16 protein-coding genes are annotated in these 14421 nt (G+C 69.7%); 15 read left to right on the top strand and 1 reads right to left on the bottom strand.

What is annotated here, in order from left to right; translation table 11 throughout:
- Window positions 1-15: 15 nt before the first annotated feature.
- From Q9R20_RS00910 to Q9R20_RS00890, 5 genes are read left to right on the top strand one after another with little or no spacing between them, the layout of a single operon-like run.
- Window positions 16-1110 carry a histidinol-phosphate transaminase gene (locus tag Q9R20_RS00910; protein WP_311247578.1) on the top strand — a complete coding sequence of 365 codons (1095 nt, stop codon included), beginning with the start codon at window positions 16-18 and terminating at the stop codon, window positions 1108-1110.
- Window positions 1107-1721, top strand: coding sequence for an imidazoleglycerol-phosphate dehydratase HisB (gene hisB, locus Q9R20_RS00905; RefSeq protein WP_311247577.1), 615 nt, complete (start codon window positions 1107-1109; stop codon window positions 1719-1721). Before Q9R20_RS00910 ends, hisB begins: the two co-directional genes overlap by 4 nt.
- Entirely contained in the window at window positions 1718-2368 is a 651-nt protein-coding gene (gene hisH / locus Q9R20_RS00900; RefSeq protein WP_311247576.1) for an imidazole glycerol phosphate synthase subunit HisH, read from the top strand. The genes hisB and hisH overlap by 4 nt, the downstream gene beginning before the upstream one ends.
- A gap of 46 nt (window positions 2369-2414) precedes the next feature.
- A complete protein-coding gene (priA, locus tag Q9R20_RS00895; protein ID WP_150951695.1) occupies window positions 2415-3161 on the top strand; it encodes a bifunctional 1-(5-phosphoribosyl)-5-((5-phosphoribosylamino)methylideneamino)imidazole-4-carboxamide isomerase/phosphoribosylanthranilate isomerase PriA in 747 nt (248 codons plus the stop codon).
- Complete coding sequence (locus tag Q9R20_RS00890; RefSeq protein WP_311247575.1) at window positions 3145-3945, top strand: SseB family protein; 801 nt, start codon at window positions 3145-3147, stop codon at window positions 3943-3945. Before priA ends, Q9R20_RS00890 begins: the two co-directional genes overlap by 17 nt.
- Before the next feature lie 234 nt (window positions 3946-4179).
- Here Q9R20_RS00890 and Q9R20_RS00885 read toward each other — a convergent pair whose 3' ends face one another.
- Window positions 4180-4605, bottom strand: coding sequence for a DUF1844 domain-containing protein (locus tag Q9R20_RS00885; protein WP_311247574.1), 426 nt, complete (start codon window positions 4603-4605; stop codon window positions 4180-4182).
- 243 nt (window positions 4606-4848) lie between these two features.
- Here Q9R20_RS00885 and infC point away from each other — a divergent pair, with 243 nt between their 5' ends.
- The 10 genes from infC to pheT all read left to right on the top strand — a co-directional run bounded on the left by infC (window position 4849) and on the right by pheT (window position 14165).
- Window positions 4849-5475 (top strand): translation initiation factor IF-3, encoded by a 627-nt coding sequence (gene infC, locus Q9R20_RS00880; protein ID WP_311248381.1) that lies wholly within the window; start codon window positions 4849-4851, stop codon window positions 5473-5475.
- Window positions 5476-5521: 46 nt separating this feature from the next.
- Window positions 5522-5716, top strand: a complete 195-nt coding sequence (gene rpmI, locus Q9R20_RS00875) for a 50S ribosomal protein L35 (protein WP_311247573.1) — start codon at window positions 5522-5524, stop codon at window positions 5714-5716.
- A gap of 29 nt (window positions 5717-5745) precedes the next feature.
- Window positions 5746-6129 carry a 50S ribosomal protein L20 gene (gene rplT / locus Q9R20_RS00870; protein ID WP_108317752.1) on the top strand — a complete coding sequence of 128 codons (384 nt, stop codon included), beginning with the start codon at window positions 5746-5748 and terminating at the stop codon, window positions 6127-6129.
- A 101-nt stretch (window positions 6130-6230) separates the two neighbouring features.
- On the top strand, window positions 6231-7028 hold the full coding sequence (locus Q9R20_RS00865) for an RNA methyltransferase (protein WP_311247572.1): 798 nt from the start codon (window positions 6231-6233) through the stop codon (window positions 7026-7028).
- 75 nt (window positions 7029-7103) lie between these two features.
- Window positions 7104-7862 (top strand): amino acid ABC transporter ATP-binding protein, encoded by a 759-nt coding sequence (locus Q9R20_RS00860; RefSeq protein ID WP_396653651.1) that lies wholly within the window; start codon window positions 7104-7106, stop codon window positions 7860-7862.
- A 131-nt stretch (window positions 7863-7993) separates the two neighbouring features.
- On the top strand, window positions 7994-8911 hold the full coding sequence (locus tag Q9R20_RS00855; protein WP_311247571.1) for a glutamate ABC transporter substrate-binding protein: 918 nt from the start codon (window positions 7994-7996) through the stop codon (window positions 8909-8911).
- Window positions 8912-8988: 77 nt separating this feature from the next.
- Window positions 8989-9639, top strand: a complete 651-nt coding sequence (locus Q9R20_RS00850) for an amino acid ABC transporter permease (protein WP_311247570.1) — start codon at window positions 8989-8991, stop codon at window positions 9637-9639.
- The gene (locus Q9R20_RS00845; RefSeq protein ID WP_311247569.1) at window positions 9636-10559 is read left to right on the top strand and encodes an amino acid ABC transporter permease; all 924 of its coding nucleotides are present in this window, start codon (window positions 9636-9638) and stop codon (window positions 10557-10559) included. Before Q9R20_RS00850 ends, Q9R20_RS00845 begins: the two co-directional genes overlap by 4 nt.
- 55 nt (window positions 10560-10614) lie before the next feature.
- Window positions 10615-11655, top strand: coding sequence for a phenylalanine--tRNA ligase subunit alpha (gene pheS / locus Q9R20_RS00840; RefSeq protein ID WP_311247568.1), 1041 nt, complete (start codon window positions 10615-10617; stop codon window positions 11653-11655).
- Window positions 11655-14165, top strand: a complete 2511-nt coding sequence (pheT, locus tag Q9R20_RS00835) for a phenylalanine--tRNA ligase subunit beta (protein ID WP_311247567.1) — start codon at window positions 11655-11657, stop codon at window positions 14163-14165. Before pheS ends, pheT begins: the two co-directional genes overlap by 1 nt.
- The last annotated feature ends 256 nt before the right edge of the window (window positions 14166-14421 follow it).

Genomic DNA, 14421 nt, shown 5'->3' with positions numbered 1-14421 from the left:
TCCTCGCCGCCTACGATGGGTGAGGTGACCGTACGCCTCGACGACCTCCCTCTTCGTGACGATCTGCGGGGGATGACCCCGTACGGAGCCCCGCAGGCGGCACTGCCCGTCGCGCTCAACGTGAACGAGAACACGCATCCCGTTCCCGCCGAGGTCGCCGACGACATCTTGGATGCCGTTGCTCGGGCGCTGCGCGACGTGAACCGCTACCCCGACCGCGAGTTCACCGGTCTGCGTGAGGCGTTCGCCGGCTACCTGGGTCACGGGCTCAATCCCGAGCAGATCTGGGCGGCCAACGGCTCGAACGAGGTGCTGCAGCACATCCTGCAGGCCTTCGGTGGCCCCGGACGCACCGCTATGGGCTTCGCCCCGACGTATTCGATGTATCCGATCCTCACGCGCGCCACCGGCGCCCGGTGGATCGCGGGGGAGCGCGAGCACGACTTCACGCTGAGCGCCGAGTCCGCAGCTGCCCAGGTGCGCGAGAAGCGCCCGGACATCGTCTTCCTGTGCGCCCCGAACAACCCCACCGGCACGCCGATGCGTCTCGACGTCATCGAGGCCGTCTACGAGGCCACCGACGGCATCGTGATCGTCGACGAGGCGTACGAGGAGTTCGCCCCGCGCGACGAGCCGTCCGCGGTCTCCCTGCTGCCGGGCCGATCCCGTCTCGTCGTCTCACGCACGATGAGCAAGGCGTTCGCGTTCGCCGGCGCCCGCGTCGGATACCTCGCCGCCGACCCGGCGTTCGTCGACGCCCTGCGTCTGGTGCGCCTGCCGTACCACCTGAGCGCGCTCACGCAGGCGGCTGCGACGGCGGCGCTCTCGCACGCTCCGACCATGCTGCAGATGGTCGACGAGATCGTCGCGCAGCGCGACCGCATCTCGGCGACGGTGTCGGCGCTCGGGTACACCGCCCACGAGTCCTGGACGAATTTCGTCCTCTTCGGCGGCGTCGACGACCCGGCCGCCACGTGGAAGGCGCTGTACGACCGGGGCGTCCTCATCCGCGACGTCGGCATCGCCCACCACCTGCGCGTCTCCGCCGGCACCGCCGACGAGACCACCGCGTTCCTCGACGCTCTCGCCTCGGTAGGATCGCGGTCATGACCGGCCCCGCCTCGCCCCGCACCGCTTCGATCACGCGCGAGACGAGCGAGTCCCGTGTCGAGCTCGAGCTCGATCTCGACGGTCGCGGAACCAGTGACATCCAGACGACGGTGCCCTTCTTCGACCACATGCTCACGGCCTTCGCCAAGCACTCGCTGACCGACCTGCGCGTGCGCGCCACCGGCGACACCCACATCGACGCCCACCACACCGTCGAAGACACTTCGATCGTGCTCGGCCAGGCGATCCGGCAGGCACTCGGCGACAAGTCCGGCATCGCCCGCTATGGCGACGCGCTCGTGCCGCTCGACGAAGCGCTCGCCCAGGCCGTCGTCGACATCAGCGGGCGTCCGTACCTGGTCCACACCGGCGAGCCGGCCGGCTTCGAGCACCACCTCATCGGCGGCCACTTCACCGGGTCGCTCGTGCGCCACTCGTTCGAGGCGATCTCGATCCACGCGGGACTCACGGTGCACGTGCGCGTGCTCGGTGGACGCGACCCGCACCACATCGCCGAGGCCGAGTACAAGGCGCTCGCGCGTGCTTTCCGTCACGCGAAGGCTCTTGACCCGCTGGTCGACGGCATCCCGAGCACGAAGGGCGCGCTGTGACCGGCAAGCCGGTCGTCGCCGTCCTCGACTACGGCTCGGGGAACGTCCACTCGGTGGTCAAGGCGCTCATCGAGGCCGGCGCGGACGCGCGCCTCACGTCCGACCGCGCCCTGCTGCTCGACGCCGACGGTCTGCTCGTGCCGGGAGTCGGGGCGTTCGACGCCGTCATGGGCGCGCTCAACGCCAGCCGTGGTGGGGAGATCATCGATCGCCGACTCGCGGGCGGTCGTCCCGTGCTCGGAATCTGCGTCGGCATGCAGGTGATGTTCGAGCGTGGCATCGAGCGCGGAGCCGACACCCCCGGACTGGGGGAGTGGCCGGGGACCGTCGCCGAGCTCGAAGCGCCCGTTCTGCCGCACATGGGCTGGAACACCGTGGCATCCGGAGAGGGTTCCCGCCTCTTCCAGGGGATCGAAGACGAGCGGTTCTACTTCGTGCACTCCTACGGGGCGCAGGACTGGACACTCGAGGTCACGCCGCCGTTCCCCGAGCCCGTGCTGACCTGGTGCACCTACGGGGCGCCGTTCCTCGCGGCGGTCGAGAACGGGCCGCTGTCCGCGACGCAGTTCCACCCCGAGAAGTCGGGCGAAGCCGGCATCCGCCTCCTCGCCAATTGGATCGACGGCCTGCGCACGACTACTGTGTGACCTCGTGCCCCGGCTCGGCGAGATGCGCCGAAGGGTGCGAGGAGCCATGAACGATTTCGCGTCCACGCCCGAACTTGTGCTGCTTCCCGCGGTCGACGTCGCCGACGGCAAAGCCGTCCGTCTGACTCAGGGTGAGGCCGGTACCGAGACCAGCTACGGCGACCCCGTCGACGCCGCCGCGGATTTCGCCCGCCAGGGTGCGCAGTGGATCCACCTCGTGGACCTCGACGCCGCCTTCGGTCGCGGCAGCAACGCGAACGTCATGCGCAAGGTCATCAAGCAGGTCAAGGGCGTGCAGGTCGAGCTCTCCGGCGGCATTCGCGACGACCGTTCGCTCGAGGCGGCTCTCGAGAGCGGTGCGAGCCGCATCAACCTCGGCACCGCGGCCCTCGAGAACCCCGAGTGGGCGGCGGACGTCATCAACCGCTACGGCGAGGCGATCGCCGTCGGTCTCGACGTGCGCGGCACGACCCTGGCCGCCCGCGGCTGGACCCGCGACGGCGGGGACCTCTGGACGGTCCTGGAGCGTCTCGAAGATGCCGGTTGCAGCCGCTACGTCGTCACCGACGTCACCAAGGACGGAACGCTGCGCGGGCCCAACATCGAGCTGCTTCGCGAGATGACCCAGCGTACCCCCAAGCCGATCGTCGCCTCGGGCGGTGTCTCGAGCCTCGACGACATCGCGGCGCTGCGTGACCTCGTTCCGCTGGGCGTCGAGGGTGCGATCGTGGGCAAGGCGCTCTACGCGGGCCAGTTCACCCTGGCCGAGGCGCTGGATGTCGCCGGACACTGACGATCCGCACGGCCACACCCACGGCGCCCACGCGGACTCCGCCGGCGTCCCGTGGGAGGGCCGCAGCTTCGCGGCCAACCCGCACTCGGGCGACGACGGCTCCGCCGACCCGGCGCTGCTGGCCGCACTCCTCGCGTTCCGCGCGGGGGAGGGCGATGGTCGCGCCGTCGTCGACGCGTACCGCGAGGCGCGCCTGCTGATCCCGCTGGTGGCCGAGAAGGGCGACCACGGCATCGGTGCCCACGGCCTCGAGGTCGACAAGACGCAGGAGCTGTCGATCGTGACGGTCGCCGCTCCCGACGGCCGCAAGGTGCTCCCCGTCTTCACGTCCGTCACGGCCCTGCAGACCTGGGATGCCATGGCTCGTCCCGTCCCCGCGGATGGGCGTCGGACGGCGTTGGCGGCGGCCTCGGAAGACACCGAGCTCATCGTCATCGACCCCGCGTCCGAGACGGAGTTCGTCCTCCGTCGACCGGCCGTGTGGGCGATCGCCCAGGGCGAGGCCTGGGAACCCGCGCACACCTCGCCGACCATCTTCACCGGCCTGCAGGAGAGCATCTCGGGCGAGCTCGCCGTGCTCGACCTCGCCGTCGAGTCGGGCGACCCGACCGGGCGCCTGCGCGGCCCCGAGCTGGTGGTCCACCTGCAGCTGATGTCAGGCCTGGAGCAGGACGAACTGGATGCCGTGCTCGCGCGCATCGCTCGACGCTGGGCGGCCGACGACCGCATCGCCGTCCTCGTGGACTCCCTCACGGTAAAGCTGCACCGCAGCTCCGACGCCTGAGCCTCTCAGCCGCCGTGGCGTGAGTCGCCAGAATCTGTCGCTCCCGCCCACCCGGAAGCGACAATTCCTGGCGACTCACACGCTCTCATACCCCGCGGGTGTCACGGGGGAGGCGGCCTGCGGCGGGAAAGGGCGAAGGAATGCCCCCTCCCCAGGTCAATCGGGGTAGGGGCCCCGCTCTTGACCTGGGGAGGGGGCATTCCGGAGCCCGGGACCACCCCCAGAACGACCGACTTACGTGACGGGACCCGTCCACTTCTCGCCCGGACCCTTGCCGATCGGGTCGGGGATGGTGCTCGCCTCGCGGAAGGCGAGCTGGAGCGAGCGCAGGCCGTCGCGGAGCGAGCGGGCGTGCATGTCGCTGATCTCGGGGGCGCCGGCGGTGATGAGTCCCGCGAGGGCGTTGATGAGCTTGCGGGCTTCGTCGAGGTCGAGCTGCTGGCCCGGGTCGTCGGCGAGACCTGTCTTCACCGCTGCGGCGCTCATGAGGTGGACGGCGGCGGTGGTGATGACCTCGACCGCGGGCACGTCGGCGATGTCGCGGGTGGCGGAGGCGGAGGCGCGCTCCTGTTCCTCCCAGCGGGCGAGCCGCTCGTCTTCGGCGTCGTGGCGGTGCGCGGACCGGTCGTCGGCGGGCTGGTCGGAGGGGATCGTGTCCACGTGTTTCTCTCTGCTAGACTATTGCGGGCTTCGGAGTATTCACTCCGTACGAAAGAGGATCGAATCCCACCCGCGCTTGCCGCTCCAGGCTACCGGGTTCCCGCACTCCACTCCGTCTTGCACGGAGCTGCCAGGGTGCAGAAGCCGGTGCGTCAGCGCCGTGCCGGGTGGCATGTCTCTCCTCTTCGCCCGTGATCCCGACGGATCGCGGCGGCCACCACCCGCACACAAGAGGAGTTCCGCATCAGCGATCCCCGCACCAACGAGCGCATCCGAGTCCCGGAGGTCCGTCTCGTCGGACCCAACGGCGAGCAGGTCGGCATCGTCCGCATCGAAGCTGCGCTGCGCCTGGCCCAGGAAGCGGACCTCGACCTGGTCGAGGTTGCGCCGAGCTCGAAGCCGCCCGTGGTCAAGATCATGGATTACGGCAAGTTCAAGTACGAGGCCGCTCAGAAGGCCAAGGAAACGCGTCGTAACCAGGCCAACACCGTCCTCAAAGAGGTCCGGTTCCGTCTGAAGATCGAGGCCCACGACTACATCACCAAGCTCAAGCGCGCCGAGGGCTTCCTCCAGGCGGGCGACAAGGTCAAGGCCATGATCCTGTTCCGCGGTCGCGAGCAGTCGCGTCCTGAGCAGGGTGTGCGCCTGCTCCGCAAGTTCGCGGAAGACGTCGCCGAGTTCGGCACCGTCGAGTCGAACCCCACGATCGACGGCCGCAACATGGTGATGGTGGTCGCTCCTCACAAGAACAAGTCCGAGGTCAAGACCGAGCAGAACGCGCAGCGCGCGGCCAACCGTGAGGCAGCGCGCAGCGCCGCTCGTGGCGACTCGGCCCCCGAAGACAAGCCCGCCTCGGCCCCCGCCGAGTAAGCTCCCCGACTCCCGCTCCGCCGGGAACACCAACGAAGGAAGACAGATGCCGAAGCAGAAGACCCACTCGGGCGCCAAGAAGCGCTTCAAGCTCACCGGTAGCGGCAAGCTCATGAAGCAGCAGGCCGGCATGCGCCACAACCTCGAGGGCAAGGCGTCGAAGCGCACCCGTCGCCTCAACCAGGAGCAGGTCCTGGCTCCCGGTGACGCCAAGGTCGCCAAGAAGCTCCTCGGCCACTGAGCGCCGACGCACGTTAGGAAAGATGAGAAATGGCTAGAGTCAAGCGGGCGGTAAACGCCCACAAGAAGCGTCGCGTCATCCTGGAGCGCGCCTCCGGTTACCGCGGTCAGCGTTCGCGCCTGTACCGCAAGGCCAAGGAGCAGGTCACCCACTCCCTGGTCTACGCGTACCGCGACCGTCGCAAGCGCAAGGGCGACTTCCGCCGCCTGTGGATCCAGCGCATCAACGCCGCGTCCCGCCAGAACGGCCTGACCTACAACCGGTTCATCCAGGGCCTCGGCCTCGCGGGTGTCCAGGTCGACCGTCGCATGCTCGCCGAGCTCGCCGTGAACGAGCCCGCCGTGTTCGCCTCGCTGGTCCAGACCGCCAAGGCCGCGCTGCCCAGCGACGTCAACGCTGCGAAGACCGCGTAAGCACGTCTGTCCCGGAACGGGCGTCCTCTTCGGAGGGCGCCCGTTCCGTCGTTCCTGCGCGGCATCCGGGGCGCATGCCGTCAGCGCCATAAACTGGACGGGTGCTGGAGAACCCCCGTTCGCCGCGGGTGCGCGCCGTGGCCAAGCTCAGCAAACGCGCTGCCCGTCAGGAGACCGGCCTGTTCCTCCTCGAGGGCCCGCAGGCCGCCCGGGAGGCCCTCGCGTGGGCGCCCGACACGGTGCTCGAGCTGTACGCGACGCCGACCGCCCTCGAGAAGCACACCGACGTCCGCGACGCGGCCGAGCGGGCGGGCGTCGATCTGCAGTACACGACCGAGGCCGTCCTGGATGCCATGGCCGACACCGTCACCCCTCAGGGCATCGTCGCGGTGGCCCGGCAATCACCCACCGCTCTGAAGGACATCCTGGCCGCGGGTCCCCGTCTCGTCGCGATCTGCGAGGAGGTGCGCGATCCGGGCAATCTCGGCACGATCATCCGTGCCGCCGACGCCGCGGGAGCCGACGCGGTGATCCTCACCGGCCGGACGGTCGACCCCTACAACCCGAAGGTGGTGCGCTCCACGACGGGGTCGCTGTTCCATGTGCCGGTCGCGGTCGACCTCGAGCTCGCCGACGTCGTCGAGCGCATGCACGAGGCGGGGCTGCGCGTCGTCGCCGCCGATGTCGAGGGCAGCGACTTCCTGGCATCCCGAGACCTGCTCGCCGAGCCGACGGCGTGGCTGTTCGGCAACGAGGCGCGGGGACTCGAGGAGGCCGCGCTCGCGCGAGCCGATCTGGCGCTGCGGCTGCCGATCTACGGCCGTGCCGAGTCGCTCAACCTCGCCACCGCGGCCAGCGTGTGCCTGTACGAGACGGCTTTCGCGCAGCGCGCCGGCTGAGACGCGCTGTTACAGAACGGTTAAGGCGGGCGCGGGAATGTGGTCGCCCGCGCGTCGCCCTCATAGGGTGAAGGCATGGCATCCGTTCCCCCGAAGACCGAGCCCCTGGTCGTCGTCGCCGACGTCCAGAAGCACTATGGGCAGTTCCAGGCTCTGAAAGACATCGATCTCACGGTCGACCGCGGCGAGGTCGTCGTGGTCATCGGCCCCTCGGGCTCGGGCAAGTCGACGCTGTGCCGCACCATCAACCGTCTTGAGACCATCACGAGCGGGACGATCACGATCGACGGCAAGGAGCTTCCCAAAGAGGGGAAGGGCCTGGCCGAGCTGCGTGCCGACGTGGGCATGGTGTTCCAGTCGTTCAACCTCTTCGCGCACCTGACGATCCTCGAGAACGTCACGCTGGGCCCCATCAAGGTCCGCAAGATGAAGAAGGCGGATGCCGAGAAGGAGGCGCGCGCCCTGCTCGACCGCGTGGGCGTGGGTCATCAGGCCGACAAGCTGCCCGCCCAGCTCTCGGGTGGTCAGCAGCAGCGCGTCGCGATCGCCCGCGCGCTGGCGATGAAGCCGAAGGTGATGCTCTTCGACGAGCCGACCTCGGCCCTCGACCCGGAGATGATCAACGAGGTACTCGACGTGATGGTCGGCCTCGCCAAGGACGGCATGACGATGATCGTCGTGACCCACGAGATGGGCTTCGCCCGCAAGGCGGCGAACCGCGTGGTGTTCATGGCCGACGGGCAGATCGTCGAGCAGGCGACACCCGAGCAGTTCTTCACGAAGCCCGAGTCCGACCGCGCCAAAGACTTCCTCTCGAAGCTCATCACGCACTGACGAACGACCCTGACGGCGACGAACGAGGAGGTTCCTTGCCGAGACGAGAGCATCGCCCGCCCCGCGGCGATCGCGCGCGCCGTCACCGACGACCCTTATCCGCACAGCACACGTAACCAAGGAGACATCACATGCGTAAATCACGTTTTCTCGCCGGCGCGAGCATCCTCGCCGCCGGCCTGCTGGCCCTGACGGCCTGCAACAGCGGCACCCCGGGTGCGGCTCCCGGCGACGGCGGCAGTGAGTCCGACGCTCCGGTCTACGGTGCGGTCGCCACCGACGTCACGATCGAGGGAAGCCCCACGTTCGAGAAGATCGCCTCGGCCGGCAAGGTCGTCGTCGGCGTGAAGGAAGACCAGCCCGGCCTCGGCTACCTCGACCCCGTCACGGGCGAGCGCAAGGGCTTCGACGTCGACGTCGCCCGCTGGATCGCCGCGTCGCTCGGGTACGACCCGGCCGACACCTCGAAGGTCGAGTACAAGGCCATCGCCTCGGCCAACCGCGAGCAGGCGCTCATCAACGGCGACATCGACTACTACGTCGGCACCTACTCCATCACCGACAAGCGCAAGGAGCAGATCGCCTTCGCCGGCCCCTACTTCCTCACCGGTCAGGGCCTGCTCGTCGCCGCCGACAACGACACCATCACGGGCAAGGACTCGCTCACGGCCGAGACCACCGTGTGCTCGGTGACCGGCTCGACGCCGATCCAGCGCATCCGCGAGCAGACTCCCGCTCAGGTCGTGGAATTCGACACGTACTCGCAGTGCGTCGAGAAGCTGAAGAACGGCGAAGTGGATGCCGTCACCACCGACGAGGCGATCCTGCTCGGCTACGCAGCTCAGGACCCCGACAACCTCAAGATCGCGGGCGAGCCCTTCAGCGAGGAGCGCTACGGCGTCGGAATCGCCAAGGGCGACACCGCTTTCCAGGAGTTCGTGAACACCATGTTCACCGACGGCGGCTCGACGTGGGAGGCCATCTTCGAGAAGAACCTCGGCGCCTCGGGCGTCGCGGGCGAGCAGCCGGCGGTCGACCCCGTCAGCTGACGCCCCGGTGCGGGCGGCGCCGAGAGCGCCGCCCGCACCACCCGAACGGCAGCACGAGAAAGAACGGACAGCGTACGGTGAACCAGATCTTCGACTACCCCGATCTGTGGGCGCAAGCCCTCTGGGGGACGGTCGTGCTCTTCGTGGGCGGCGGCCTGATCGCGCTCGTGCTCGGCTTCATCGTCGCGGCCATGCGCGTATCGCCCGTGCCCATCGCCCGAGGCGTCGGCGCGGTGTACGTGAACTGGATCCGCAACACCCCGCTCACGCTGGTGCTGTTCTTCTTCGCGTTCTGCGTGCCGCTGCTCGTCGACGTCCCGCGCGGCAGCTTCCTGGCGTTGGCCGTGTGCGGCCTGGGCGTCTACACGGCGACGTACGTCGCCGAGACCATCCGCGCCGGCATCAACACGGTCCCGGTGGGTCAGGCCGAAGCGGCTCGCGCCCTCGGCCTCGGTTTCGGGCAGGTGATGACGCTCGTCGTGCTGCCCCAGGCCACCCGCTCCGTCATCCCGCCCATGATGAGCGTGTTCATCGCCCTGCTCAAGAACACCACGGTGGCCGCCGGGTTCTCGGTGGTCAACCTCGGGAACATCCGCGCGACCATGAGCGAGAACGGTGAGAACCAGCTCGTGACGATCCTGCTCGTCATGGTCGTGTTCGTCATCCTCGTGCTGCTGTTGGCCGCGCTGCAGAACGCCGCCGAGAAGAAGTGGAAGGTGGCCCGATGAGCTCCTCCGTCCTGTACGACGTTCCGGGCCCCCGCGCGCAGCTGCGCAACCGCATCATCGGTGTCGCGACGCTGCTGCTCGTCGCCGCCGTGATCGGCTTCGTGATCTGGCGCTTCATCGACACCGGGCAGTTCTCCGCCGCCAAATGGAACGTCTTCACCTACTCCGCCATCTGGGAGCGGTTCGGTCAGGCGACGCTCGCGACACTCGCAGCCTTCGCCGTCGCCGCCGTCGGCGCTCTCGTGCTGGGGTTCGTGCTCGCGATCGGCCGTCTGTCGGATCACCGGTGGGTGCGACTCCCGGTCGGATGGATCGTCGAGATCCTCCGCGCCGTTCCCGTGCTCGTCTTCATGCTGCTGCTCTACTACGGCCTGCCAGTCATCGACATCAAGATGTCGTCGTACTGGGCCGTCGTCATCGCGCTCATCCTCTACAACGGGTCCGTGCTGTCGGAGGTCATCCGCGCCGGCGTCGAGGCGCTCCCGCGCGGTCAGAGCGAGGCCGGCTATGCCGTGGGTCTGCGCAAGTCCGGGGTGATGCGCCTCATCCTGCTCCCGCAGGCGATCCGCGCAATGCTCCCCGTGATCATCGCCCAGCTCGTGGTGACCCTGAAAGACACCGCGCTCGGCTTCATCATCACCTACCCCGAGCTGTTGTACTTCGCGCGTCTGCTCGGATCGAACGGCGAGTACGGCTCGCCGCTCATCCCGGCCGCCCTGATCGCGAGCGTGATCTACGTCGCGATGTGCCTCGCCCTGTCGTTCGCCGCCCACCGCGTCGAGGTCGGGCTGCGCAGGTCTCCGAAAGCCGGGGCCGTCGCTCCCGCGGAGCCCGCGGGTCAGACCGGCACCGACACCGAGCTGATCGTCGCGCAGCGCGGCCTCGGCAAGTACGACTCGAACGGCGGCGCCCGATTCTGAGTCACGGCACCGACGGGCGGGGCACTATCCCCGCCCGTCGGTAGACTCTCATCTCGTGTCCGACGCACCCGAGATCACCCCCGAGGCCGTCGCCTCCGCCGTCGATGAGGCTCTCGCCGCCATCGCCGCCGCCGCGACCACGGCCGAGTTGAAAGCCGCCCGCTCCGCGCACACCGGCGAGCAGTCCGCCCTGGCGCGGCTGAACGCCCAGATGCGCCACGTCGCCCCCGACCAGAAGGCCGCGTTCGGCAAGCTCGTCGGGCAGGCCCGCGGGCAGGTCAATCAGGCACTGGCCGCTCGCGAGGCCGAACTGGCCGAGGCCGAGACGGCCGCGCAGCTCGAGGCCGAGCGCATCGACGTCACGGCGCTGCCGCAGCGCGCGCGCGTCGGGGCGCGGCATCCGATCTCGCTCCTGCAGGAGCAGGTGTCCGACATCTTCGTCGGGATGGGATGGGAGATCGCGGAGGGCCCCGAGCTCGAACACGAGTGGTTCAACTTCGACGCGCTCAACTTCGACGTCGACCACCCGGCCCGGCAGATGCAGGACACGTTCTTCGTCGACCCGGTCGCGCGCCACCTCGTGCTGCGCACCCACACCAGCCCCGTGCAGGTGCGGTCGATGCTCGAGCGCGACCTGCCGATCTACGTGCTCTGCCCCGGCCGGGTGTACCGCACCGACGAGTTCGATGCCACGCACCTGCCGGTGTTCACGCAGTTCGAGGGCCTCGTCGTCGACAAGAACATCACGATGGCGCACCTCAAAGGCACGCTCGACCACGCCGCGCGCGTGCTGTTCGGCCCCGAGGCCAAGACGCGCTTCCGCGCGAACTTCTTCCCGTTCACCGAGCCGAGCGCCGAGCTCGATCTGTGGCACCCCACCTTCAAGGGCGGGGCGCGCTGGATCGAGTGGGGCGGCTGCGGCATGGTGAACCCCAACGTCCTGCGGGCCGCCGGCATCGACCCCGAGGAGTACTCGGGCTTCGCCTTCGGCATGGGCATCGAGCGCACGCTCATGTTCCGCAGCGACGTGCAAGACATGCGCGACATGGCCGAGGGCGATGTCCGCTTCAGCGAGCAGTTCGGAATGGTGGTCTGATGCGCGTCCCGCTCTCCTGGTTGCGCGAGTACGTCGACGTGCCCGCCGACGCCACGCCCGAGGACGTCCTCGCCGCGCTGGTGTCGGTCGGCTTCGAAGAAGAAGACGTGCACCGTTTCGAGCTGTCCGGCCCCATCGTGGTCGGCGAGGTGAAGGAGTTCACTCCCGAGCCGCAGTCCAACGGCAAGACCATCCGCTGGTGCCAGGTCGACGTCGGAGCCGAGAACGGGGGAGTGCGCGGCATCGTCTGCGGTGCCGGCAACTTCTTCGAGGGCGACAAGGTCGTGGTGACCCTGCCCGGCTCGGTGCTGCCCGGCCCCTTCCCGATCGCGGCTCGCAAGACCTACGGTCACGTGTCCGACGGCATGATCGCCTCGGCGAAGGAGCTGGGTCTCGGCAGCGAGCACAGCGGCATCCTGCGTCTGGTCGATCTCGGGGTCGACGCGCCGGTCGGAACGGATGCCATCGCGCTGCTGGGTCTCGACGACATCGCCGTCGAGATCAACGTCACGCCCGACCGCGGCTACGCCCTATCGCTTCGCGGAGTGGCGCGCGAGTACTCGCACGCGACCGGTGCCGACTTCCGCGACCCGGGTCTCGGCCACGCCGAGGCCGTCTCGCGCACGCCCGCGGGCTTCCCGGTCACGGTCGCCGACCAGGCGCCCATCCGCGGACGCGACGGGGCGACCGAGTTCGTCGCACGCATCGTGCGCGACGTCGATCCCTCGAGGCCGACGCCGCCGTGGATGATCACGCGGCTGTCGCTGGCCGGCATCCGCTCGCTGGGCGTGCTCATCGACATCACCAACTACGTCATGCTCGAGCTCGGTCAGCCGATCCACGGCTACGACCTCGACCGCCTGCAGGGAGGCATCACCGTGCGCCGTGCCGAGGCGGGCGAGAAGCTCGAGACCCTCGACGGCCAGGTGCGCACCCTCAGCGCCGAAGATCTGCTGATCACCGACGAGTCGGGCCCGATCGGTCTCGCGGGCGTCATGGGTGGCGGCCCGACCGAGATGAGCGACGCCACCCGCAATGTGCTCATCGAGGCGGCGACCTTCGACCAGGTCTCGATCGCGCGCACCGCGCGCCGGCACAAGCTGCCCTCCGAGGCCTCGCGTCGCTTCGAGCGCGGTGTCGACCCGCTCGTGCCCTACGTGGCGGCGGAGCGCGTCGCCTCGCTGATGGTGGAACTCGCCGGCGGCACCCTCGACACCGAGCTCGGCGGCTCGCTCGGTTCGACGTCGCGTCGCGAGGCCATCGCTCTTCCCTCGGGGTTCGTGCCCGGCCTGATCGGCGTCGCGTACACCGACGAGGAGATCGTGTCGGCGCTGCGCCTGATCGGCTGCACCGTCGAGGAGCACGAGGGCGGTTGGTCGGTGACGGCCCCGTCGTGGCGCCACGATCTCAGCGACAAGTGGACGCTCGCGGAAGAGGTCGCACGGATCGAAGGCTACGACCGCATCCCCTCGGTGCTGCCCACGCCCCCGTCCGGTCGCGGGCTCACCTCCGCCCAGCAGGGTCGCCGCCGCGTGGCCAACGCCCTGGCCTCGGCCGGCTTCGTCGAGACCCCGTCGTTCCCCTTCACCACCGAGGAGCAGAACGCGCTGCACGGCTCGCCGTCGGGCGAGAAGCTCCCGGGCGTGAAGCTCGCGAACCCGCTCGACGGTCTCGCGCCGTTCCTCCGCCGCTCGCTGATCCCGGCGCTCCTGCAGGTCGCGCACCGCAACGTCTCGCGCGGAATCGTCGACCTCGCGCTGTTCGAGAGCGGCACGGTCTTCCTCCCCAAGCCCGGCGTGCAGTACGGCACCCCGTCGGTGCCGCCGCTCGCCGTCCGGCCCGACGCCGCGACCCTCACCGCGCTCGACGCCTCGATCCCGCCGCAGCGCCGGCACGTCGCCGTGCTGCTCACGGGGCACACGGTCGCCAAGCAGCCGGGTCAGCCGGCCGTCGCAGCCGATCTCACCGACGCGGTCGACGCGGTGCGCGTCCTCGCCGCCGCCGCCGGGCTCGACATCGAGCTCGTGCAGGCGCAGCGCGCGGCGCTGCACCCGGGCCGCACCGCGCGCGTCCTCGCGTCGGGCACCGACATCGGCTACGTGGGCGAGCTCCTGCCCGCCGTCTCGGCCGCGGCCGACCTCCCCGGTCGCGTGCTGGTCGCCGAGCTCGACCTCGACGCGATGCTCGAGCTGGCGCAGTCCCGCGTGGTCGCGGCATCCCTCTCGGGGTTCCCGGCGGCCACGCAGGACGTCTCACTCACCGTGCCTCGCGATGTCGCCGCGGGCGACGTGCGTCGCGCGCTGATCGAGGGCGGGTCGCCCCTGCTGGAGGGGGCGCGCCTGGTCGACGACTATCGCGGGGCGGGGCTCGCCGAGGGCTCGAAGAGCCTGACGTTCGCCCTGCGCTTCCGCGCCGACGACCGCACCCTGACCTCGGCGGAGGCGACGGATGCCAAGCTCGCCGGCGTCGCGGTGGCCGCCGAGCGCTTCGGCGCGGCGATCCGCGACTGACCTGCGAACCCAGAAGCGCCGCGCGGCCTCGGCCGCGCGGCGCTTCGTCGTCTCCGCGGCCGTCGCTCACGTCGTCTGCCGAATGGGGGGCGGCTGGACGACGCTCCGATGCGACGGGTGGGGGCGGAGAACTGCCCTCATCGCCGGTAAGGGGGGCAGTCGGAAGTGCCCGGCGATGAGGGCAGGACACCGAGCATACGCGAATTTTGTCCCCCATTTGGGGGACATGCGGTGGACGGGCTGCAGACCTCGTCGA

The organism is Microbacterium sp. PRF11 (assembly GCF_031844085.1).
Taxonomy (GTDB): domain Bacteria; phylum Actinomycetota; class Actinomycetes; order Actinomycetales; family Microbacteriaceae; genus Microbacterium.
This window is presented reverse-complemented; position numbering and strand designations above follow the sequence as displayed.